This is a genomic window from Streptomyces sp. NPDC024632, from assembly GCF_055559175.1.
Map to the genome: position 1 here is coordinate 123,390 of NZ_JBVHLD010000002.1, position 23,435 is coordinate 146,824.

Genomic DNA, 23,435 nt, shown 5'->3' on the forward strand with positions numbered 1-23,435 from the left:
GGGTCGGGACAGACTCAAGCGGAATGGTCTGGACCTGTCAAGGTCCAGACCATTGAACGTCCGCCGGGCGGTGGGAAACCGGCTGGAACAGCCCTAGTTGTCCAGCACCGTCGTCAGGAACTCCGCCGTCCACTCCAGCAGTTCGCGGCCCACCACCGGCTTGCCGCCGATCCGCGCCGTCGTCGGACGCGGGACGAGGATCTGCTTCGTCGCGTGCTTGAGCACCGTGCGCGGGTAGAGCCGGTTCAGCCGCAGCTCCTGCGACTCGCGCAACTCCACCGGGCCGAAGCGGACGTTGACGCCCTGGAGGGTGATGTCGCTGACGCCGACCTTGCGGGCCAGCATCCGCAGCCCCGCCACCAGCAGCAGATTCTCCACCGGCTCCGGCAGCTTGCCGTAGCGGTCGGTCAGCTCCTCGCGGACCGCCGCGATGTCCTCGGCCGTGTTGGCCGCCGCGATGGCCCGGTACGCCTGGAGCCGCAGCCGCTCGCCCGGCGCGTAGTCGTGCGGGACGTGCGCGTCCACCGGCAGTTCGATCTTGACGTCGAGCAGCGTCTCCTCCGGCTCGCCGCCGCTCTCCAGCGCCGAGCGGTAGTCGGCGACGGCCTCGCCCACCATCCGTACGTACAGGTCGAATCCGACGCCCGCGATGTGCCCGGACTGCTCGCCGCCCAGCAGATTGCCCGCGCCGCGGATCTCCAGGTCCTTCATGGCGACGTACATGCCCGCGCCCATCTCGGTGTGCTGGGCGATGGTGGCGAGCCGCTCGTGCGCGGTCTCGGTCAGCGGCTTCTCCGGCGGGTACAGGAAATACGCGTAGCCGCGTTCGCGCGAGCGGCCGACGCGCCCGCGCAACTGGTGGAGCTGGCTGAGCCCGAAGGTGTCGCCGCGCTCCACGATCAGGGTGTTGGCGTTGGCGATGTCGATGCCCGACTCCACGATCGTGGTGGACACCAGCACGTCGAACCGCTTCTCCCAGAAGTCGACCACGACCTGTTCGAGCTGAGACTCCCCCATCTGCCCGTGCGCGGTGGCGATCCGCGCCTCCGGCACGATGGCGCGCAGCCGCGCCGCCGCCCGGTCGATCGACTCCACCCGGTTGTGGATGTAGAAGACCTGGCCCTCGCGCAGCAGTTCACGCCGGATCGCGGCGCCGATCTGCCGCTCCTCGTACGGGCCGACGAAGGTCAGCACCGGGTGCCGCTCCTCCGGCGGGGTGGTGATGGTGGACATCTCGCGGATGCCGGTGACCGCCATCTCCAGGGTGCGCGGGATCGGGGTGGCGGACATGGTCAGCACGTCCACGTTGGCCCGCAGCTTCTTGAGCTGCTCCTTGTGCTCGACGCCGAAGCGCTGCTCCTCGTCGACGATGACCAGGCCCAGGTCCTTGAACTTCGTCTCGGAGGAGAAGAGCCGGTGGGTGCCGATCACCAGGTCCACGGTGCCGTCCCGCAGCCCCTCGATGGTGGCCTTGGCCTCGCTGTCGGTCTGGAACCGCGACAGCGCCCGCACCTTGACCGGGAACTGCGCGTACCGCTCGGCGAAGGTGCCCATGTGCTGCTGCACCAGCAGCGTGGTCGGCACCAGCACGGCGACCTGCTTGCCGTCCTGCACGGCCTTGAAGGCCGCCCTCACGGCGATCTCGGTCTTGCCGTAGCCGACGTCGCCGCAGATCAGCCGGTCCATGGGGACGGACTTCTCCATGTCCTCCTTGACCTCGGCGATGGTGGTGAGCTGGTCGGGCGTCTCCGCGTACGGGAAGGCGTCCTCCAGCTCGCGCTGCCAGGGGGTGTCGGGCCCGAAGGTGTAGCCGGGGGCGGCCATCCGCGCCGAGTACAGCTTGATCAGGTCGGCGGCGATCTCCTTGACCGCCTTCTTCGCCCGCGCCTTGGTCTTCGTCCAGTCCGCGCCGCCGAGCCGGTGCAGCGAGGGGGCCTCGCCGCCGACGTACTTGGTGACCTGTTCGAGCTGGTCGGTGGGGACGAAGAGCCGGTCGCCCGGCTGGCCGCGCTTGGCGGGCGCGTACTCGACCAGCAGGTACTCGCGGGTGGCGCCCTGCACGGTGCGCTGCACCATCTCCACATAGCGGCCGACGCCGTGCTGCTCGTGCACGATGTAGTCGCCCGCCTGGAGGGTGAGCGGGTCGATGGTCTTGCGCCGCCGGGACGGCATCCGGCCCATGTCCTTGGTGGACGAGCGCTGCCCCGACAGGTCGGTCTCGGTGAGCACCGCGAGCTTGAGCGCCGGGTCGATGAAGCCGTGCTCGATGGAGCCGGTTGCCACGTGGACCACGGACGCCGCGAGGTCGGCCAGCTCGATGTCGAGGCGGGCCGCGATGCCCTCGCCGCCCAGCACCTCCACCACGCGGGCGGCCGGGCCCTGGCCCTCGGTGACGTAGACGGTGCGCCAGCCGTCGGCCAGCCAGCCCTTGGTGTCGGCGAGCGCGCGTGCGGTGTCGCCGCGGTACAGCTCGGGCGCGTGCATGCCCAGCTTGAGGGTGTCGGCGGCCAGGTCGTCGGCCTCGTCGGCCGCGAAGGGGCTCACCGACCACCAGGGGACGCCCAGCTCGCGGGCCCGGTCGCGGACGTCGGCGATCGACCACAGCGAGGCCGCGCCCAGGTCGATCGGCGCCTCGCCGCCGCCGGCCGACGCCGCCCAGGACGCCTCCAGGAATTCGCGGGAGGTCGCCACCAGGTCGGCGGCGCGGGTACGGACCCGCTCCGGGTCGCACACCACGGCCATGCTGCCCGCCGGGAGCACGTCGAGCAGCAGCTCCATGTCGTCGACCAGCACCGGGGCCAGGGACTCCATGCCCTCCACCGCGATGCCCTCGGCGATCTTGTCCAGCAGCTCGTGCAGCTCGGGGTGGGCGACCGACAGCGCCGCGGCCCGCTCCTTCACCTGGTCGGTGAGGAGCAGCTCGCGGCAGGGCGGCGCCCACAGGCCGTGCTCGGCGACTTCGAGGGAGCGCTGGTCGGCGACCTTGAAGTAGCGGATCTCCTCGACGTCGTCGCCCCAGAACTCCACCCGCAGCGGGTGCTCCTCGGTCGGCGGGAAGACGTCGAGGATGCCGCCGCGCACCGCGAATTCGCCGCGCTTCTCGACCAGCTCGACGCGGGAGTACGCGGCTGCCGCCAGGCCCTCGGTGACGGTGCCCAGGTCGGCGCTCTGCCCGGTCCGCAAGGCGACGGGCTCCAGGTCGCCCAGGCCCTTGACCTGCGGTTGCAGCACGGACCTGATGGGGGCGACCACGACCTGTACGGGTCCGGTCGCCGCGTCGTCGGCCCGCGGGTGCGCCAGGCGGCGCAGGACGGCCAGGCGGCGGCCGACGGTGTCGCTGCGCGGGGACAGCCGCTCGTGCGGCAGCGTCTCCCACGCCGGGTACTCGGCGACGGCGTCCGGCGGCAGCAGGGTGCGCAGCGCGGCGGCCAGGTCCTCCGCCTCGCGGCCGGTCGCCGTGACCGCCAGTACGGTGCGGTGCGCGCGGGCCGCGAGCGCCGCGATGGCCAGCGGACGCGCGGCGGGCGGCCCCACCAGGTCCACCATCGGCCGGGCGCCGGAGGCGGCGGCCTCCACCGCTTCCGCGAGGGCGGCGTCCTCGACGACGACGTCGACCAGACCGTTCAGACTCATGAGGGGTTTTCCGTCCCGGGGCAGAGGCAACGCGAAGCACCCGACACGTGTCACGGGCCGGGGGTACCTCCAGCGTACGACGTACCGCCGACAGCCACAGGCCATCGCGTGAGGCGCGGGGCCGCGGAGCCCGTGGGCGGGGACGCCCGGCGGGGGGCGGACCGGGGTGCGGGACGCGCGGGCGGCCCCGGAGCGCGGGGGGTTGCGCTTCCGGGGCCGCGTCTGTGGTGACCTGCGCCACCGGCCGGTGTGACCGGCGGCGTCAGTCCGTGGCGATCGCGTTCAGTACATTCATCCGCCCGGCCCGGAAGGCCGGGAGCAGCGCGGCCAGCAGGCCGACGACCGCGGAGCCGATGAAGACCAGGATGATCGTCGTCCACGGGATCTGGAGGACGCCGAGGCCCTGGGAGGCCAGCACCTTCTGTCCCGTGGTGCCCCAGCCCAGGCCGAGACCGAGGCCGACCAGCGCGCCGAAGAGCGCGATGACCACCGATTCGAGGCGGATCATCCGGCGCAGCTGGCGCCGGGAGGTGCCGATCGCCCGCATCAGGCCGATCTCCCGGGTGCGCTCGACCACCGACAGGGCGAGGGTGTTCACCACGCCCAGGATGGCGACGATGATCGCGAGGCCGAGCAGCCCGTAGATCATGTACAGGAGCTGGTTGACCTGCTTGTGGATGAGGTCCTTGAAGTCGGACTGGTCGCGGACCTTGAGCTGCGGGTAGTCCTTGACGGCCGCGGTGAGCGAGGCGCCCGCCTCCTTGGCCTGGCCGTCGACGGCCTTGGCGAACATGATCTGGTCGAGCGGCTGCTTGTCCGCCGGGAGGTACTGCTTGGCGGTGGCCAGGTTGGTGTACCAGGCGCCGTGATCGACCGTGGTGTCGTCGCTGGTGATGACGTTGACACGGAGCTTGGTCGGCGTGCCGCCGATCATCGTCACCGGCAGCTCGTCACCGATCTTGATGTGGTGGTCCTTGGCGTACGCCTCGTTGACGGACATGCCGTTCTTCGCGTACGCGTCCTTCAGATTGCCCTTGACGGTCTTGAGCCGCAGGTCGTCGGCGTAGGTCGGGCTGACCGCGCTGAACTGCTTGGTGACCGTCTTGCCGTCGGGCAGCGTGACCTTGGCGTTGACGCCCGCGTACTCGGTGAAGTGCTCCATGTGGGAGGCCGACTTGATCGCCGCCACCAGGGCGGGGGTCAGCGGCTGGCCGCCGTCGGGCTGGAGGATGAAGTCCGCGCCGACCGACTTGTCGAGCTGGTCGTCGGCGGAGGCCACCATGGACGAGCCGACCACCGACATGCCGGCGACCAGCGCGAGGCCGATCATCAGCGCGGAGGCGGTGGCACCGGTACGGCGCGGGTTGCGCAGCGCGTTGCGCTCCGCGAGGCGGCCCATCGGTCCGAAGAACCGCAGGATGACCGCGCTGACCGCTCGTACGATCACACCGGCCAGCAGCGGGCCGATGATCACGAAGCCGACCAGGCTGAACAGCACGCCCAGGCCCAGCAGTCCGCCGCCGGAGGACGCCTTGTCCGACTGTCCCGCGCCGACCAGCGCCACGGCGCCGATCGCGCAGACCAGGACGCCGATCGCGGCGCGGATCCGGCCGGACTTCGCGTCGGTGGGGGTGCCCGCGTCGCGCAGCGCCGCCATCGGGGAGATCCGTCCGGCCCTGCGGGCCGGGATGTAGGCGGAGATCACGGTGACGATGACGCCGATGGCCAGGCCGACGATCGGGGTGGTGGCCTTGATGGTCAGCTCGGAGGTGTCGAGCTTCATGCCCGCCTGGCCCATGAGCTTCATCAGGGCGATGGCCAGGCCGATGCCGCCGCCGATGCCGAGCACCGAGCCGACGACGCCGAGCAGCACCGCCTCGACCAGCACCGACCGGTTGACCTGCTTGCGGCTGGAGCCGAGGGCCCGCATCAGGCCGATCTCGCGGGTGCGCTGGGCGACCAGCATGGAGAAGGTGTTGACGATCAGGAAGATGCCGACCAGGACCGAGATGCCCGCGAAGCCGAGCATCGCGTACTTCATGAAGTTCAGGAAGCTGCCGACGTCGTCCTTGTCCTTCTTCTTGGTCTCGGCGGCGGTGTCGACGGTGTACTTGCCCGCGCCGATGGCCGTCGTGACGTCCGCCTTGAGGCGGTCGTCGGTGACGCCCTTGGCCGCGGTCAGGCCGTAGCCGGTGTACGCGTGGCTGTCACCGAGCAGCTTGGCCTGGGCGGTGGCGGTCTCGATGTAGATGACGGCCGCGCCGGGGTTGGTGGTCTTGAAGGTGACGATGCCGGAGATCGTGACGTGGAAGTCGCCGGGGGCGGCGATGACGCGCAGCGTATCGCCGATCTTCAGGTGGTGCTTGTCGGCGGTGTCGGCGTCGATCACCGCGTCGGTGGGCCCGCGCGGGGTGTTGCCCGAGGACAGCTCGACGGCCTTGGTCTCGGACGGGTCCCAGTTGCTGACGATGGTCGGGGCGCCGCTGGTCGGGCTGATGCTCTTGTTGTTCGCGTCGGCGACCGTCACCTGGTCGCTGGTGACGTCGGGGTAGGACTTGGCGACGCCCGGCACCTTGAGCAGGGTCTGCTGGAGCGAGGCGGGCACGGTGTCGGGCCGTCCGGTCTCCTGCGCGTCGTCGACCTTCTTGGCGCTGATGGTGACGTCGGAGGCGGTGGAGCCGAAGAGCTTGTCGAAGGTGGCGGTCATGGTGTCGGTGAACACGAGCGTGCCGCACACGAACGCCACCGAGAGCAGGACGGCGACGGCGGACAGCGCCATGCGTCCCTTGTGCGCGAGGAAGTTGCGCACTGATGTCTTCAGGACGGTCACGAGGTCCTCCCGCGACCGTCGAAGGACTTCATGCGCTCCAGGACGCCGTCGGCGGTCGGGTTCTGCATCTCGTCGACGATCCGGCCGTCCGCCAGGTACAGCACGCGGTCGGAGTAGGAGGCGGCGACCGGGTCGTGGGTGACCATCACGATGGTCTGGCCCAGCTCGTCCACCGACTTGCGCAGGAAGCCGAGGACTTCGGCGCCGGCGCGGGAGTCGAGGTTTCCGGTCGGCTCGTCACCGAAGATGATCTCGGGGCGGGCGGCGAGGGCGCGGGCGACCGCGACGCGCTGCTGCTGGCCGCCGGAGAGCTGCGTGGGGCGGTGCTTGAGGCGCCCGGCGAGACCGACGGTCTCCACCACCCGGTCGAACCAGTCGCGGTCCACCTTGCGGCCCGCGATGTCCATGGGCAGCGTGATGTTCTCCGCCGCGTTGAGCGTCGGCAGCAGGTTGAAGGACTGGAAGATGAAGCCGATCTTGTCCCGGCGGAGCTGGGTGAGCTTCTTGTCCTTGAGGGTGGTGATCTCGGTGTCGCCGATCCAGATCCGGCCCTCGGACACGGTGTCCAGCCCGGCCAGGCAGTGCATCAGCGTGGACTTGCCGGAGCCCGAGGGGCCCATGATCGCGGTGAACCGGCCGCGCGCGATGTCGACGTCCACCGCGTCGAGCGCCAGGACGCGCGTCTCGCCGCTGCCGTACGCCTTCGTCACCGCTCGGCCTGCTGCGGCAACGGCCGGACGCTCTCCGCTGCCCCCGGACTTGGGAATCGTCACTGCCGTTGTCACGTGAATCTCCTGTGAGGTCGATGCGGGCCCTGACCAGGCCCTGTTGAGCCGGTGTGCTCAGCTTGTCGGAGCGGCGTCCCCCGGCACGATGGGGGAGGTCTCCGTCTTGTGGGTGGGGCTGTCCCCACCCCGCCTCATGACCGTATGGAACGGACGGCCCGGGATCGTCATCCGCCGGTACGAACCGATGGCCACCAAAAGTAGGTACCTCCCCCTAGGGGTCTGCTACCTGAGGCTCATCCCCGTGTCGGGGACGTCGCCGCGACCGCGCGAAGGTGTCCTTTACACGTACGGGAGTTGAGGGGTCGTCATGGCCGGGGGAACACCCGCGTCCACGGCCGCGGACGCGGGCGGTCCGTCGTGGACGGGTTCGCCGTGAGCCGGTCTTTCGCGGCTCAACCCGGCGAAGGTCAGTGCATCGCGGCTCAACCCGCCGAAGGTCAGTGCATCGTGAGGCGCACCGGGCGTACGCCGCCGATCAGGGCGGTCAGCGCGCGGTCGATGTCGGGGCCCACGTACCAGTCGCCGGTGTGGTCGACGGTGTAGACGCGGCCCTCGGCGTCGATGGCGAGCAGCGCGCCGGACGCGGGCTCCTCGCCGAGCGGGCTGATGTCGGTCTCCAGGGCGCGGCCGAGATCGCCGAAGGTCCGCGCCAGGTGCAGGCCGCGCAGCGGGTCGACGGCGATGGCCGTGGGGGCGATCTGCCGGCCGGGACCCGAGGCGCCGGGGATCAGCAGGCCGCCGAACTCCGCCCACGCCTCGACCGCGGCGGGGAAGACGGCGTGCCGGTGGCCGCCCGGCGACTCGTACGCCCGCAGCCGGTCCGCCCAGAACTCGGCCTGCTTGATGTCCCAGCGCCCCGGCCGCCAGCCCGCGGCGCGCAGCGCGGCGTCGACGCCGACCGGGAAACGGGTGGTGCCCGCCATCGGGATGCTCATACTCCTTCGGCCGCCGGATCCACCGGCTTGACCCCCAGGTGCGACAGCAGCGGCGCGCACGAGCGGCAGGGCGGGGCGTACGCGCCGTGCGTCGGGTCGCCGTCCTCCCGGATGCGCCGCGAGGTGAGCTTCGCCCCGCGCAGCGCCTTGCGGGCCTCACCCTGGGTGAGCGGCTTGCGGGACGCACGCTTGCCCCGGTTTGCCTCGACTGCCGTCAAGTGGCGTGAAATGAGCACCGGTTCGGGACAGCGCCCGGCGAACCGTTCCCGCTGCGCGACCGGCAGCGCGTCCAGGAAGTCCTGAACGATCGGGTGCAGTACGGGCGGTTGCTCACCTTTGGCACCGGTGCAGGTCAGCACGTCGTCGCGGATCAGCAGCGCCGCGGCGACCGCGGGCATGATGCCGTCCCTGCGGTGCCGCAGCACCGGCGGGCCCACCGGATCGTCCGAACCGCTCCAGCTCAAGCGCGGATCGGCGGCCCCCGCCGCCTGGGTCTGACTTGTCATGATCTGTGTGCGTCCCTCCATCCGCCCGCCTGGGCGGGCGATCCCCCGTATGTCGTTCAGAGTGCCAAACAGGCCATGCGACGGGAAGCCGGACGCGGCACCGCGCCCATCGTGTGTGGGCCATGTCACCGTCGTGTGACGGAGCGTCGGCAGCACGGGCACAGCATGTGCACAAAACCGGCCGCCATACGGTCGCGGGCGATCGTCGTACGGGCGCGGACGGTCGACGCAGGGTGACGGCCGGTCCCCGGCGGGCGCTTCCCGAACACATGTCGGCGGCGGGGGCGCGCACCGCGGGGGCGTCAGGCACGCACAGCCGCGACACAGCTTCGGCGCGGCATGGACGCGCGCCCGACATGGCGGGAGTATCGGCAGTCGGTCCGCGCCCGCGGACCCGCTGCCGCCGATCAGGGAACGTGACCCCCCATGCGCAAGACCCGGCTCCGCCTGGCCGCCGCCGTGCTCCCCGCCCTCGTCCTCGCCGCGGCCTGCTCCGGCTCGTCCGACGGCTCCAAGGACGCCGACGGCAAGGGCGGCAAGGCCACGGGCTCCGCCTCGGCCTCCGCTCCGACGAGCGGCGCCGACAGTCCGTCGGACGGTTCGGCGCTCACCAAGGCGCAGCTCACCAAGGCGCTGATCGCCGAGGCCGACGTGCCCGGCTGGACGATCCAGGTCTCGCAGACCGACGACTCCGCCGACACCTCCACGCTCACCGCGGACAAGCCCGCCTGCCAGCCGCTCGCCGACATCACCAGCAGCAAGCCGAAGATCCCGCGCAAGGCGTTCGTCGGCGCGGCCTTCGCGAAGACGACGTCGAGCGCCACCCCCGACGCGATCAACCAGATGCTGGTCGCCAGTCACGCGCCCGGTGACGCCGAGAAGGTCATCGAGTCGGTGAAGACGGCGTTGGGCACCTGCAAGAGCTTCACCGCGACGGACAACACCGGCACCAAGACGCCGTTCACCATCGCCAAGGGCCCCGCGGTGCCGACCGGCGACGAGGCCGTCTCCTATGTGATGGCCGACACCGCGGACAAGAAGTCCGGCGCGGCCCTGGTGAGCGTGGTGCGGACCGGCGACACCATCACCGCGTACCTGTCGGTGAAGTCGGCGGGCGGCGCGGGCACCCTGCCCATCGACGTCGCGCGCAAGCAGAGCGAGAAGCTGAAGGCGGCGCAGGCGAAGTGACCGTCCGCTGAAGGGCCTGCGGGGACCGTCTCGGGGCACGCCCCGGGGCCGCTTTCGCGCGCCTCTTTGTGAGCGGCCCCACAGGCGAAATCGCGCCCCTGGTGCCGTAAAGTCGCGCGGCAACGGACCGTCGCCCGTGCGATCCCGGGGACGGACACAACACAGGGGAACACCAGATGCCGATACGTGCACGCAGTCGCCTACTGACCGGTAGCCGGGAGTCGGCCGCTGACCTGCGACGCGGCGGCCCGCACACGCGGACCGCCGTGCTGGCGGCCGCCGCCCTGGTGCCGGTGCTCGCGCTCACCGCGGCCTGCGGGGGCGGCGGGGGCGGCGACGACAAGGCGAAGAAGGAGCCGGGCCCGGTCCGCGCGTCCGGCGCGGTGTCGACGGCCAAGCTCACCTCCGCGCTGCTCACGTCCTCCGACGTCCCCCACGTCCAGGTGCTGCCCGCGGGCAGCAAGACGCAGCTCCTCGGTCCGGCCACGACGGTCGACAACGCGGCCTGCCAGCCGGTCGCCGACCAGTGGAGCAGCCGGCCCAAGCACACGCGGCAGGTGTACACCGGCGCGATGGTCACCGACACCGCGGACAAGGACAAGAACGCGAAGGCGATCAGCCTGGAGGTGATCGCCTCCTACGCTCCCGGCACCGCCGAGACCGTGCTGGACGAGCTGACCACGGCGCTGAAGACCTGCCGCGGTTTCAAGGCCACCCGCGACGGCGGGGTCACCTCCTACACCGTCCGCCCGGTGGCGCCGCCCGCGGGCCGGCCCGCGCTGGGCGACCAGGAGGTGGCGTACACGATCGCCGACACCGCGCGCGGCGCGGCGGGCGTCGTCCTGGTCACCGTGGTCAGGTCCGGCGGCGCCACGGCCGCGTACGAGACGGTGCGCGCCGACCACAAGACGGCGACGCTGCGGGCGGCGATCGCGCTGAAGCAGGCGGAGAAGCTGCGGGCGGCGGCGACCGGCGACTGAGCCCGGCGGCGGGCGGATCAGGCAAGTTATCCACAGGCCCTGGCTCTGCCCTGGTGGTGAGGCCCTAGGCTGTGGTCATCAGCCAGACGCAGCAGGGGGCAACCGCCATGACGACAGGTCGGCAAGGGCTGGGCGCACCTCCCGGTCCGCGGGCCGGGGGACGTATCGTGCCGCCGCCGAACGCGGCCTACGCCGGACAGGTCGTGCATTTTCCCGACCCCGTACGCGCCGCCCGCCATCCCCAGGGTGTCTGGGTGGACGACAACGGGATTCCGGACTTCGCGCCGTACGCGCGGGCGGTGGCGGAGATCGCCGAGCCCCCCGAGGGCTTCGGGATAGACGAGCTGCGGCTGACCGACTACGTGTCGGCGAACGCGGCGCTGCACGCCTCGGGCCACGAGCTGTGGGGCAGCCTCTCCCCCGTCGCGACCCCGCACGGCTGGACCTGGCACCACGTCATCGGGACCCGCCGGATGGAGCTGATACCGGTCGAGGTCAAGGCGCTGCTGCGGCACCACGGGGGCCTCGCCGCCTCCTCCGCCGACCACGCCAAGCGCGGCACCCGGCCGCTCCAGGAGACCCGCCCGGTGCACTTCGGACTGCCGAAGGACCCGGTCGCGGTCACCGAGTCGCAGGTCCGTGACGTCGAGGAGGAGCTGGGCTACCGGCTGCCCGGCGGCTACCGCACCTTCCTGAAGGCGGCGGGCGGCTGCGCCCCGAGCGGCGTCGCGCTCGACCCGGACCTCGGCCTGCTGATCGACCAGCCGTTCTTCACCGTCCGCGACGACGCCGCGGTCAACGACCTGGTGTACGTGAACAAGTGCCTGCGCGACCACCTGACCAAGGACTTTCTGGCGATCTCCTACCTCCAGGGCGGCCTGCTCGCGGTCAAGGTCAAGGGCGAGCGGACCGGCTCGGTCTGGTTCTGCGCGTACGACGACGTCCGCGACGGCGACCGCTGGGCCGCCCCCGCCGACCGGGTCGCCGAACTGCTGCTGCCCTGCGGTGAGTCACTCGACGCGTTCCTGCTCCGGCTCGCGGGCAATCCGCCGGAATTGGAGACCGTCGCGAACCTGATGGTGGACGGGGGCTTCGCCAGCGCCGTCCCGGTGGAGGGATGAGGCCGGACATGGTCACTTTCGCGCAGGCCCAGGAGCGGGCGGAGCGCTGGATCAACGGCGACGTCCCCGCGTACGAGGCCCGGGAGATCCGGGTCCGCGAATTCGACCTCGGCTTCGTCGTCTGGTCGGAGCCGCGCGAGGGCGGCCCGTCCGCGGGCGACGGCGGCGACGTCCGCGTCGTCATAGCCAAGGACAGCGGCGAGGCCACCTTGTGGCCCGGCCTGCCCGTCGGCGAACTCATCAGGCGTTACGAGGAGGAGTACGGCCCGGTGCCGAACGACGCGGTGCCCGACCCGCCGCAACGCATCGACCTGGAGGCCACGTCCTTCCTGTTGAGCCCGCCGCAGTGGCTCCAGGACGCGGCCGACAAGATGGGCATCCCCGACAACCGCCGGTCGAGCCGGACCAACGGTGCCGGTATCGCCGCAGGCGCGGGCGCCGACGCTCCCGCGTGGCACGCCGCCGCCCCCGGATCCGACGGCGCCCCGGCCGACCGTGCCCCGGCGGCCGACGCCGACGGCGGGTACGGCCTGGCGGCGGCCTCGGGTCCCGCCTCGGGACCCGCCTCGGGACCCGCCTCGGGACCGGGCGACGGTACGGGCTCCGCGCCCGGCTCCGGCTCCGGCTCCGGCTCCGGCGGTATCGACTACCGGCGGCCCGCCTCCTCCGGGTCGTCCGGTGCCTCGACGCCCTCCCCCGCGCCCGCTGACAGCGCTCCCGTCGCACCGGCCGCGTCCGGCGGGATCGACTACCGGCGCCCGGCCCCGGCGGCCGACGCGCCCGCGACGCCCTCGGCGCCCGCGGAACCGGCCGTGCCCGGCGGCAGTTGGGCGGGCAAGACGACCAGCGACAGCGGCGAGGGCCAGTCGGTCCCGGTGCCCGCGACCGTCTTCGCGCCGCCGATCAGCGGCTCCGACCAGGTGGACCTCGCGCAGGACCCCGAGGCCGAGCAGGCCCGCACCGAACTGCTGCCGAGCGGCAGCGGGTTGCCCAAGACCCGGATCGCCCCGCCCGTGGAGCCGCAGGCTCCCGTGCCGCCCGCCAGGCCCGGCGTGCCGCACACCGTGGGGGGTTCGGAATTCCCGCCGCCCGGCGGACCCGCGGTGCCGCTGCCGCCGCCCGGCGGCCTCGGCGCCGGATCCGTGCCTCCGCCCGGTGGCCCCGGTCGCGGTGCCGCCGACATCGCCGACCTGGAGACGGCGAAGGCCGCCCGCGGCCATGTGCCGCCGCCCTCGGGCGGTCCGGTCCGCAGCCCGGACGCGCCGCCGCCCCCACCGGGAGCCGCCGCTCCGGCGGGCGGTTACCTCCCGACGCAGCTCGTACCGCAGAATCCGCCGGGTGGTCAGAGCCCGCAGGGACCGCAGGGACCGCCGCCGCCCGCCGCCGGTCGTCCCGGCGGCAACGACCCGCACTACGCGGCGACCATGCTCGCGGGCCCCGGCGGCCCGCCCGGACCTCCCGGACCCACCGGTCCGACGGGACCGCCCCCGCCGCCGCCCGGCCCCGGCATGTCGCCGCCCCCGCCGCCCGCGGGGAACAACGACCCGCACTACGCGGCCACGATGCTGGCAGGGCCTTCGGGTCCGCCCGGACCCCAGGCGCCCGGCGCGGGCCCCGGCGCGCCCGGCCGGACCGGCGGCAACGACCCGCACTACGCGGCGACGATGCTCGCGGGTCCCGGCGGCGCGCCCATGGGTCCGCCGCCCCCGCCCGGTGGCGGCGGCATGGCCCCGCCCCCGCCGCCCGGCTACGGCTACGGCTACCCGCAGCCGACGGCGGTGCCCACGGTCGGCCCCGGCTACATGGCGGTGCTCCGCTACCGCGGCCAGGACGGCAGCGAGCAGCAGCTCATCCGGCGTTCGGCGCCCGGCACTCCGCACCCGGAGTGGCAGATCCTGCACGAGCTGCGCTCGATGGGCGTGCGGCCCGAGCAGGTGCTCGAACTGCACACCGAGCTGGAGTCGTGCGATCTGCCCGGCGGTTACTGCACGCGGATGATCCGCGAGACCTGGCCGCAGGTGCGGATCAGCCACACCGCGCCGTACGGCAGGGACCACGCCAGCCGCCAGCAGGGCGTCCAGCATCTGCTGACGCACCAGGGCGAGCTGCACCAGGTGGCGGGCGCGCCCGCGCGCCCGCAGCCGCAGCGGGTCCCGATGCCCGACCCGCACAGTGTGCTGCGGGTGCCGCCGGTGCCGCTCGACGTGATCGGCCAGGAACTGGCGTCGGCCTTCGGGCCGCAGGGCTTGTTCCGCTTCGACCAGCGGGCGGTGTCCCGGCAGGGCGTGCCCGACATCGTGGCGCAGACCCTGGTGTGGGCCGGGCTGCCGGTGGACTTCGGCCCGTTCTTCTGGGCGCAGGCCCAGCCGGGCCAGCCGGTGCCGACGCTGGCGGAGCTGGCCCAGCAGCGCGGCGTGCAGGCGGCGTCGGACGCGGGCTCGTATCTGGTGATGGGCAATGACTTCGGCCGTCAGCTCTGTGTGCAGTACGGCACCGCGCACATCGTGGCGGTGCCGTTGGAGGCCGGTCCGGGCGGACAGCCCGCGCCGCCGCAGTTCGTCAATTCGAGCCTGCCGGAATTCGCCCGCTGCCTGGCGCTGCTGGGCCGGATGTGGCGGCTGCGGATCGGGCTGACGCCCGATCAGGCGGGCCGCTGGACGGTGGACTTCCAGGCGCAGCTCGCCGCGCAGGACCCGGCGGCCATCGCCTCGCCCGACCACTGGTGGTCGGTCCTCATCGAGCAGATGTGGGACGGACTGCTGTAACGGCCCCGCCAGGGCCCGGCCGACGGCTGTACCGCCGCGCCGGGTCGTAGCAGAGGCGTCAGCGGACGGCCCCGCCGCGGCGGGGCCGTTCGCTGTGCCAGTTCAGGCGGGCCGGTCAAGCGTGCTGATCTGGCGGCCCGGTCAGGCGTTCAGTGGTGCGAACAGCGCCTGGACGGTTTCGGTGGCCAGGTCGCGCAGCCAGATGTGGGCGCGGTCCTCGTCGTAGCGCTGGTGCCACAGCAGGTACAAGGGGACGTCGGGCAGCGGGAGCGGCGTCGGCAGGGTGAGCAGGCCGAGGTGGTCCCTGGCCTCGCGGGTGACCGCGTCGGGCACGGTGACCACGAGGTCGGTGTCGAGGACCAGCCGCAGCGCGAAGGCGGCGGTGGGCCCGGCGGCGGCGACGCGCCGTTCGAGGCCGTGCGCCGCCAGGGCGTCGTCGACCGAGTCGCGCAGGCTTCCGCGCCGGGAAACGGTGAGGTGTTCCGCCGCCGCGTAACGCTCGGGGCTCAACGGGCCCTCCGCCAGCGGGTGGCCGGGCCGGACGGCGACGACCAGCCGGTCCCTGCCGACGAGGCGGTGGCGGATGTCGGGAAGCGCCGACCGGCCGGAGCTGGATTCGAGGTCGGCCTCGCCCCGGTGCGACTCGGGCGTGTCCGTGCCGGGTTCGGCGGACAGCCGCAGCCGGGCGCCGGGCGCCTGCTCGCGGACGGCCGTGGTCAGAGCGGTGCCGCAGGCCGCGGTCAGCGCGTCGTGCCAGCGCACGGTGAAGACCCGGTCCAGAGCCGCCAGGTCGAGGCTCTGCCGCGCGGACAGCAGACGGTGGGCCTGCTGCACGAGGGCGTGGACCTCGGCGCGCATGGCCAGCGCGCGAGGGGTGGGGAGCATGCCGCGCCCGGCGCGGACCAGGATCTGGTCACCGGTGACCTTGCGGATACGGCCCAGGGACCGGCTCATCGCGGGCGCGGTCACATGGAGGCGGGCCGCGGCGCCGGTGACGCTCCCCTCCTCCAGCAGCGCGTCCAGGGCCGTGAGCAGGTTCAGATCCAATTGCATGACAGTAAATCTACAAGTGAAAAGCATGCACTTGTTGTTAATCCACGGGCGACCTACCGTCGAAGTGCGGGCGCGAGAAGAACCGCCCCGCGGCCATCGACACCAGGGAGCCCCCCATGAGCACAGCCATGCCTTTCTCCGCCGGCACGACCCTCCTGTCCGACGTGACGGCCGCGGTGCGGACCGCCGGTCGCACGTTGCGCGACCGCCACACCACGCACGCCCGCGGCGTGAGCCTGGACGAGGTCGTCGCGGAGATCCACGCCAACGACGACGCGGTGCTGAGCGTGCTGCGCGAACCGCTGCTGCGGGCCCGGCCGGGATCGCGGTGGGCCGAGGACGAGTTGGCGGGCGGCGCGCTCCCGCCCGGGGAGTGGTGGGTGGTCGACCCCGCCGAGGGCAACATCAACCACGTGCACGGCATGGACGACTGGGCCGTCACCGCCACCCTGGTCCGCGACAACCAGCCGGTGCTCACCGTCGTCCACCTGCCGCTGACCGGTGACACGTACACCGCGGTGGCCGGCGGCGGCGCCCGCCTCAACGACCGGCCCCTGGCGGTGTCCGCCAAGACCGGTCTGGCCGCCTCGCTCATCGGCACCGGTCAGGCCAGGCCCGGCGAGGACGAGCGCACCTTCCGGCGGATCGGCGACTCCGTCACCGCCATGCTCGTCAACGGCCTGGTCGTACGCGTGTCCGTGCCCGCCACGATGCAGCTCATCCACGTCGCCGCCGGACGGATGGACGCCTTCTGGCAGTTCTCCGACGTCCGCTCGGGACTGGTCTCCGGCGCCCTGCTGGTCTCCGAGGCCGGAGGCACCGTCACCGACCTGGCGGGCGAGCCCTGGAGCACCCGCAGCCGCGACTTCCTGGCCGCGGCCCCCGGCGTCCACGCCGCCGCCCGCGAGGTCCTGTCGCCGATCGTCTGACCGGACGCATGCCCTTACCCGCTCGACACCGCAAGGAGCATCACCTCATGACCACCATCGGCATCCTGGGCGCGGGCCGCGTCGGGACCCACCTCGCCAACAAGCTCTCCGCCGCGGGACACCAGGTCACCCTCGGCGGCCGGACCCCGGTGGAGACCGCCGCCCGCGCCGCCGGGGCCGCCCCGACGGTCGCCTTCGCCGACCAGCCCACCGCCGCCCGCGGCGCGGACATCGTGATCAACGCGACGCCCGGCGACAGTTCGCTGGAACGCCTCACCGGCCTGCGCGCCGAACTCTGCGGGAAGATCCTCGTCGATGTCTCCAACGCCACCCGCGACGCCGAGGACGGGCTGCCCGGCGACCTGTGCTACCCCGGCAGCAGCCTCGCCGAACACCTCCAGGCCGCACTCCCCGACACCCGTGTGGTCAAGACCCTCAACACCATGCTGTTCATGGTCATGACCGCTCCCGAGATCCTGGCCACCCCGCCGACCGCCTATGTGTCGGGGGACGACGAGGACGCGAAGAAGACCGTCAACGGTCTGCTCGCCGACCTGGGCTGGCGGCCCGCATGGATCGAGGACCTCGGCGGCATTCGCACCGCTCGCGCCGCCGAGGCCATGATCCTGGTCGTGCCCCACGTCCTGCGCCGGAACGGCTTCACGCCGTTCGCCGTCTCCCTCGCGCGCTGACCCCCACCCCGCACGCGGCGAAGAGCCGGGTGACGAAGGGCACTTCCCTTCTTCACCCGGCCCGTCTGCGTTCGGGGCCATCGGGAAGGGAGTGGATGGGTAGGAGACAGGTCGGAGTGTCGCAGCCCGTACAATTCGGACATAAGCCAAAAATAGGCAGGACGGAACGGCCGACGGCGAGGGGCAGGGCATGAGCAGCAACACCGCATCGTCAGCCCGCAACATCGACACCGCGCGCGGACGCGGCTATCGGCCGGAACAGGTCGACCGTTTCCTCGACGAGTTGTCGGAGGACCGGGACGCCGCCTGGGAGCGGGCCGCCCGGCTGACGGTGCTCGCCAACGAGATGGACGCCGAGTGCGCCTCGTTGCGGCACCAGGTCGAAGCGCTCGGCGCCACCTCGTTCGACGCGCTCGGCGACGGCGCCCAGGAGTTGCTGCGGCTGGTCGAGGAGGAGGCCGCCGCCGTACGCGACCGCGCCGAGGCCGAGGCGCAGCACGCGCGCGACACCGCGGAGACCGCCCGCCGCACCCTCCAGGACGAGGCCCGCGCCGCCGCCTCCGCCCGGCTCGCCGCCGCCGAGGAGCAGGCGGAACGGCTCCTGGACGAGGCGTGCGGACGCGCCTCCGAGATCCTCGGCCAGGCCCGCGCGGAAGCCGAGGCCGTACGCGGCGAGGCGGGCCGCGCCCTGGACGCCATGCGGCAGGACGTCGGCCGGACCCTGGCCGAGGCCGACAAGGAGCGCCGCGAACGGCTCGACACCCTCGAACACGAGCTCGCCGAGCGCGAGGCCGGGGTCGACAGCAGGCTCGCCGATCTCCTCGGCGACGCCGAACGGCGCCTCCACGAGGCGCACCAGGAGCGTGCCGACGCCGAGGAGGCCCTGCGGGTGCAGCAGCAGGAGGCCGAGGAGCGGGCGTCCGAGCTGCTCGCCCAGGCGCGCATGCACGAGGAGCGCACCCGCCGCGAGAGCGAGCGCTCGCTGCGCGAGCACGAGCAGCACCGCGACGAGATTCGCGCGCATCTCGCGCACGTACGGGCCACCCTCGCCTCCCTGACCGGCCGCCACCTCCCGCCCTCCGGGCCGGACCACCCCGAAGCACCGGGCGCCCCCGGCCTCCCCGAACAAGCCGACCCGTCCGACCCGGCCTGACCCCCAGGGCGCGCTGCCATTGCGCAGGGCCGTGTTTTTAGGGGCGCGGGGAAGGTGCCTTGCCCTTGCGCAGGACGTTGTCTTGAGGGGCGCGGGGAAGGTGCGCTGCCCTTGCGCAGGGCGTTGTCTTGAGGCGCGCGGGGAAGGTGCCCTGCCCTTGCGCAGGACGTTGTCTTGAGGGGCGCGGGGAACTGCGCGGCCCGCCCCCACCGGGCTGTCAGCCCGACAACAACCGCGTCTGCCCCGCGGGGGCCGGTGGCCAAAGGCCGCGCCACCGTCGGTGGCTGAGCGCGCAGTTCCCCGCGCCCCTCAAGGATCGGCCAGCCGCCTTGGGAGAAGAACCGCCCAGGGCCCCGCCCCCGAAGAGCGGCTTACCGACCGGCGCCAGGCGGGCGTCAGATCGGGCGGGCTGCCAGGGGCAACAAGGCGGAGACGCGGAAACCGCCGTCGGGGGTGGGGCCCGCGGCGAAGCCCCCGCCGTGGGTGGTGACACGTTCCTTCATGCCGACCAGCCCGTGCCCCCCACTGGGAAGCGGCGTGGCCGGGGTGCCGTCGGAGGGCCCGTTGAGAACGAGGACGGCGATCTCGAGCTCGCGGTAGGCGAGCCGGACATGGGCCCTGGCGCCCCCGGCGTGCTTGTGGACGTTGGTGAGCGCTTCCTGCACCACGCGGTAGACGGTCTGTTCGACGCGGGCGCCGCAGGGCCGCTCCTCGCCCTCGACGGTGAACTCGACGGTCATCCCGGCGGCCTGGGACTGCTCGACGAGTTCGCCGAGCTGGTCGATGCAGGGCCCCTCGGGCTCCGGCTCCGTAGCCGTATCCGTATCCGTATCCGTATCCGGCTCGGGCTCAAGAACCCGCGGCGCGGGAAGCCGCGGCGCGGGCGCGGGCGCCCGCTCGGGCGCCGCCGTACGCAGCACCCCGAGCATCTGGCGCAGTTCGGTCAGCGCCTCGCGCCCCATGTCGCCGAGCAACTCCGCGGTGCTGGACGCCTTGGCCGGGTCCTTGAGGGCGACGGCCTTGAGGGCCGCCGCGTGGACGACCATCAGGCTCACCCGGTGGGCCACCACGTCGTGCATGTCGCGGGCGATCCGGGTCCGCTCCTCGGCGCGGGCCCGCTCGGCGCGCTCGGCCGCCTTCTCCGCGAGGAGTTCCAGCTCGCGTTCCAGGCCGTCGGCCCGCTCCCGCAGGCTCTCCACCAGCCGGCGCCTGGCCCGTACGTACAGACCGAGCAGGACCGGCGGGGCGGTGAGGCCGAGGGCGAGCAGGAGTGAGGTGCTCAGGACGATCGGCAGGGACATCGAGCGGTTGTTGTCCGCGTTGCGCAGGCTGTCGTGGAGGCGGATGAAGGAGACCAGGAAGGTGCCGAGGCCGTTCATGGAGGCGAGCGCGGCGGTGATCCGGCGCGGCACCTCGGAGACGGTCAGGGAGTAGAGGCCGACCACCGACAGCAGGAAGCCCAGCTCGGCGGGGCTCAGGGCGATGCCCACCAGGACCACGGCGATCGGCCAGCGGCGGCGCAGCAGCAAGGTGCCGCCCGCGAGCAGCCCGATCAGCGCCGCCACCGCGGGCGTCACCCCGGTCTTGTGGGCGAAGGTCACACCCTCGAAGGCGCACTCCACGGCCGAGGCCACGGCCAGCGCCAGGTCCAGGAGGAAGCCGCGCCGCCGCGTCCACCACCACCAGCCGGACCCGGGCCGTCCTCCAGCCCCGTCGTCCGGTACGTGCGCCCCCGTCGTACTCATGGCGTCCAGACTAGGCGGTGCCCGAGGCGGCGTGGCGGCCGTGTCAGCCCCGTATCGGCGCGGTATCGGCCGACGGGACCGGTAAGGGTCTCCAGGGGTAAGCGCGACCGGGTGCCGTGTCCGCCAGATGGGCGGGCCGTCTCGCCGCGGAGGCGGCCACCTATCCTGGAGCGGTCGGACAGCGCGGTCCGCAGCCACGTCTTTCCCTACGCCTTGTATGCCGTCGTCCACTTCCACTGCACAAGGAGCCGCACCTGTGAGCAGCGCCGACACCGCCCCGGAGAGCAGTACCGCCCTGCGAGCCGACATCCGCCGCCTGGGAGAACTGCTCGGCGGCACGCTGGTGAGACAGGAAGGCCAGGAACTCCTCGATCTCGTCGAGCGGGTACGTGCCCTGACCCGCACCGACGGCGAGGCAGCCGCCACGCTTCTCGGCGACACCGACCTGGAGACCGCCGCCAAGCTGGTACGCGCCTTCTCCACCTACTTCCATCTGGCCAACGTCACCGAGCAGGTGCACCGCGGCCGGGACCTGCGCGAGCGCCGCGCGCAGGAGGGCGGCCTGCTCGCCCAGACCGCCGACCTGCTGAAGGACGGCGACCCCGAGCACGTACGCGAGACCGTACGGAATCTGAACGTGCGGCCGGTGTTCACCGCGCACCCCACCGAGGCCGCGCGGCGCAGTGTGCTGAACAAGCTGCGCAGGATCGCGGAGCTGCTGGACGACACCACCGGGCAGGGCACGGGCGACCGGCGCCGCGCGGACCTGCGGCTCGCGGAGAACATCGACCTGCTGTGGCAGACCGACGAGCTGCGGGTGGTGCGCCCTGAGCCCGCCGACGAGGCGCGCAACGCCATCTACTACCTGGACGAACTGCACGCGGGCGCGGTCGGCGACGTCCTGGAGGACCTGGCGGCCGAGCTGGAGCGGGTCGGGCTGCCGCTGCCCGCGGGGACCCGCCCGCTGACCTTCGGCACCTGGATCGGCGGCGACCGCGACGGCAACCCCAATGTGACCCCGCAGGTCACCTGGGACGTGCTGATCCTCCAGCACGAGCACGGCATCACCGACGCGCTCGACCTGGTGGACGTGCTGCGCGGCGCGCTGTCCAACTCGATCCGCAACTGCGGCGCGAGCACCGACCTGCTGGACTCGCTCGCCACGGACCTGGTGGCGCTGCCCGAGATCAGCCCGCGCTACAAGCGGCTGAACGCCGAGGAGCCGTACCGGCTGAAGGCGACCTGCATCCGGCAGAAGCTCGTCAACACCCGCGAGCGGCTGGCCGGCGGCACCCCGCACGTCCCCGGCCGCGACTACCTGGGCACCGGCGGTCTGCTGCACGACCTCCAGCTCATCCAGGACTCGCTGCGCGTCCACCGCGGCGGCCTGATCGCCGACGGCCGCCTGGACCGTACGATCCGGACCCTGTCCGCCTTCGGCCTCCAGCTCGCGACCATGGACGTGCGCGAGCACGCCGAGGCGCACCACCACGCGCTGGGGCAGCTCTTCGACCGGCTCGGCGAGGAGTCCTGGCGGTACGCGGACATGCCGCGCGACTACCGGCGCAAGCTGCTGGCCAAGGAGCTGCGCTCGCGCCGCCCGCTGGCGCCGACGCCCGCCCCGCTGGACGAGGCGGGCGCCAAGACGCTCGGGGTGTTCCACACCATCCGGGAGGCGTTCGAGCGGTTCGGTCCGGAGGTCGTGGAGTCGTACATCATCTCGATGTGCCTGGGCTCGGACGACGTCTTCGCGGCGGCGGTGCTGGCGCGCGAGGCCGGGCTGATCGACCTGCACGCCGGGATCGCCAAGATCGGCATCGTGCCGCTGCTGGAGACCACCGACGAGCTGAAGATCGCCGACCAGCTCCTGGACGAGATGCTGTCCGACCCGTCCTACCGGCGGCTGGTGTCGCTCCGCGGTGACGTGCAGGAGGTCATGCTCGGCTACAGCGACTCGTCGAAGTTCGGCGGCATCACCACCTCGCAGTGGGAGATCCACCGGGCGCAGCGGCGGCTGCGTGACGTCGCGCACCGGCACGGGGTGCGGCTGCGGCTGTTCCACGGCCGCGGCGGCACCGTCGGCCGCGGCGGCGGCCCCTCGCACACCGCGATCCTCGCCCAGCCCTGGGGCACCCTGGAGGGCGAGATCAAGGTGACCGAGCAGGGCGAGGTGATCTCGGACAAGTACCTGATCCCGTCGCTGGCCCGGGAGAACCTGGAACTGACGGTCGCCGCCACGCTCCAGGCGTCCGCGCTGCACACCGCGCCCCGGCAGTCCGACGAGGCGCTGTCGCGCTGGGACGCGGCGATGGACATCGTCTCCGAGGCGGCCCACGACGCGTACCGCAAGCTGGTCGAGGACCCGGACCTGCCGCCGTACTTCTTCGCCTCCACGCCCGTCGACCAGCTCGGCGAGCTGCACCTGGGGTCGCGTCCCTCGCGCCGCCCGGACTCCGGTGCGGGCCTGGACGGTCTGCGGGCCATCCCGTGGGTGTTCGGCTGGACGCAGTCCCGGCAGATCGTCCCCGGCTGGTTCGGGGTCGGCGCCGGTCTGAAGGCCGCCCGCGAGGCGGGGCTCGGCCCGGTGATAGACGAGGCGTTCGGACAGTGGCACTTCTTCCGCAACTTCCTGTCCAACGTCGAGATGACCCTGGCCAAGACCGATCTGCGGATCGCCCGGCACTACGTGGACACTCTGGTGCCCGACGAGCTCAAGCACGTCTTCGCCACGATCGAGGCGGAGCACGCGCTGACGGTCAGCGAGGTGCTGCGGATCACCGGGGAGTCCGAGCTGCTGGCGGGCAGCCCGCTGCTGGCGCAGACCTTCCACATCCGTGACCAGTACCTGGACCCGATCTCGTATCTCCAGGTGACGCTGCTGGCCCGGCAGCGGGCGGCGGCGGAGCGGGGCGAGAGCCCCGACCCGCTGCTGTCGCGCGCGCTGCTGCTGACGGTGAACGGTGTGGCGGCGGGGCTGCGCAACACCGGCTGAGCGATAGGAGAAAGGCGCCCGGCGGACCGATGATCGGTCCGCCGGGCGCCTTCTTCTGTACGCCTGTACGTCTGTACGTCTGTGCGCCTATGCGCCTATGCGCCTATGCGCCTATGCGCCTATGC

The 23,435-nt window shown here is 72.7% G+C and carries 15 protein-coding genes; 8 read left to right on the forward strand and 7 right to left on the reverse strand.

Annotation, left to right across the window (positions count from 1 at the left end):
- Positions 1 to 93: 93 nt before the first annotated feature.
- The 5 genes from mfd to ACZ37P_RS03930 all read right to left on the reverse strand — a co-directional run bounded on the left by mfd (position 94) and on the right by ACZ37P_RS03930 (position 8,692).
- The gene (gene mfd / locus ACZ37P_RS03910; RefSeq protein WP_355346860.1) at positions 94 to 3,633 is read right to left on the reverse strand and encodes a transcription-repair coupling factor; all 3,540 of its coding nucleotides are present in this window, start codon (positions 3,631 to 3,633) and stop codon (positions 94 to 96) included.
- Between the two features lie 262 nt (positions 3,634 to 3,895).
- The gene (locus ACZ37P_RS03915) at positions 3,896 to 6,463 is read right to left on the reverse strand and encodes an ABC transporter permease (RefSeq protein WP_467344737.1); all 2,568 of its coding nucleotides are present in this window, start codon (positions 6,461 to 6,463) and stop codon (positions 3,896 to 3,898) included.
- On the reverse strand, positions 6,460 to 7,248 hold the full coding sequence (locus ACZ37P_RS03920; RefSeq protein WP_188285264.1) for an ABC transporter ATP-binding protein: 789 nt from the start codon (positions 7,246 to 7,248) through the stop codon (positions 6,460 to 6,462). Before ACZ37P_RS03920 ends, ACZ37P_RS03915 begins: the two co-directional genes overlap by 4 nt.
- A 440-nt stretch (positions 7,249 to 7,688) precedes the next feature.
- A complete protein-coding gene (locus ACZ37P_RS03925; protein ID WP_355346853.1) occupies positions 7,689 to 8,186 on the reverse strand; it encodes an SUKH-3 domain-containing protein in 498 nt (165 codons plus the stop codon).
- Positions 8,183 to 8,692 (reverse strand): YwqJ-related putative deaminase, encoded by a 510-nt coding sequence (locus ACZ37P_RS03930; protein WP_355346850.1) that lies wholly within the window; start codon positions 8,690 to 8,692, stop codon positions 8,183 to 8,185. The genes ACZ37P_RS03925 and ACZ37P_RS03930 overlap by 4 nt, the downstream gene beginning before the upstream one ends.
- A 426-nt stretch (positions 8,693 to 9,118) precedes the next feature.
- Between ACZ37P_RS03930 and ACZ37P_RS03935 the strand changes: the two genes are divergently transcribed.
- From ACZ37P_RS03935 to ACZ37P_RS03950, 4 genes are all read left to right on the forward strand, one after another.
- Positions 9,119 to 9,880, forward strand: a complete 762-nt coding sequence (locus ACZ37P_RS03935; RefSeq protein ID WP_355346847.1) for a hypothetical protein — start codon at positions 9,119 to 9,121, stop codon at positions 9,878 to 9,880.
- A gap of 176 nt (positions 9,881 to 10,056) precedes the next feature.
- A complete protein-coding gene (locus tag ACZ37P_RS03940; RefSeq protein ID WP_391162305.1) occupies positions 10,057 to 10,860 on the forward strand; it encodes a hypothetical protein in 804 nt (267 codons plus the stop codon).
- Positions 10,861 to 10,967: 107 nt separating this feature from the next.
- Positions 10,968 to 11,981, forward strand: a complete 1,014-nt coding sequence (locus tag ACZ37P_RS03945) for an HNH endonuclease (protein WP_355346841.1) — start codon at positions 10,968 to 10,970, stop codon at positions 11,979 to 11,981.
- An 8-nt stretch (positions 11,982 to 11,989) separates the two neighbouring features.
- On the forward strand, positions 11,990 to 14,746 hold the full coding sequence (locus ACZ37P_RS03950; protein ID WP_467344740.1) for an SUKH-4 family immunity protein: 2,757 nt from the start codon (positions 11,990 to 11,992) through the stop codon (positions 14,744 to 14,746).
- Between the two features lie 141 nt (positions 14,747 to 14,887).
- Here the strand turns inward: ACZ37P_RS03950 and ACZ37P_RS03955 are convergent, their stop codons facing one another.
- On the reverse strand, positions 14,888 to 15,799 hold the full coding sequence (locus ACZ37P_RS03955) for a LysR family transcriptional regulator (RefSeq protein WP_391162307.1): 912 nt from the start codon (positions 15,797 to 15,799) through the stop codon (positions 14,888 to 14,890).
- A 116-nt stretch (positions 15,800 to 15,915) separates the two neighbouring features.
- Between ACZ37P_RS03955 and ACZ37P_RS03960 the strand changes: the two genes are divergently transcribed.
- The 3 genes from ACZ37P_RS03960 to ACZ37P_RS03970 all read left to right on the forward strand — a co-directional run bounded on the left by ACZ37P_RS03960 (position 15,916) and on the right by ACZ37P_RS03970 (position 18,573).
- A complete protein-coding gene (locus ACZ37P_RS03960; RefSeq protein ID WP_467344743.1) occupies positions 15,916 to 16,728 on the forward strand; it encodes an inositol monophosphatase family protein in 813 nt (270 codons plus the stop codon).
- A 47-nt stretch (positions 16,729 to 16,775) separates the two neighbouring features.
- Complete coding sequence (locus tag ACZ37P_RS03965) at positions 16,776 to 17,420, forward strand: NADPH-dependent F420 reductase (RefSeq protein WP_467344745.1); 645 nt, start codon at positions 16,776 to 16,778, stop codon at positions 17,418 to 17,420.
- Between the two features lie 190 nt (positions 17,421 to 17,610).
- Positions 17,611 to 18,573, forward strand: coding sequence for a DivIVA domain-containing protein (locus ACZ37P_RS03970; protein ID WP_467344747.1), 963 nt, complete (start codon positions 17,611 to 17,613; stop codon positions 18,571 to 18,573).
- Between the two features lie 395 nt (positions 18,574 to 18,968).
- Here the strand turns inward: ACZ37P_RS03970 and ACZ37P_RS03975 are convergent, their stop codons facing one another.
- A complete protein-coding gene (locus ACZ37P_RS03975; RefSeq protein ID WP_467344749.1) occupies positions 18,969 to 20,318 on the reverse strand; it encodes a sensor histidine kinase in 1,350 nt (449 codons plus the stop codon).
- A 256-nt stretch (positions 20,319 to 20,574) separates the two neighbouring features.
- On the opposite strand from ACZ37P_RS03975, the gene ppc reads away from it, so the two are divergent.
- Positions 20,575 to 23,310, forward strand: coding sequence for a phosphoenolpyruvate carboxylase (ppc, locus tag ACZ37P_RS03980; RefSeq protein WP_355338007.1), 2,736 nt, complete (start codon positions 20,575 to 20,577; stop codon positions 23,308 to 23,310).
- The last annotated feature ends 125 nt before the right edge of the window (positions 23,311 to 23,435 follow it).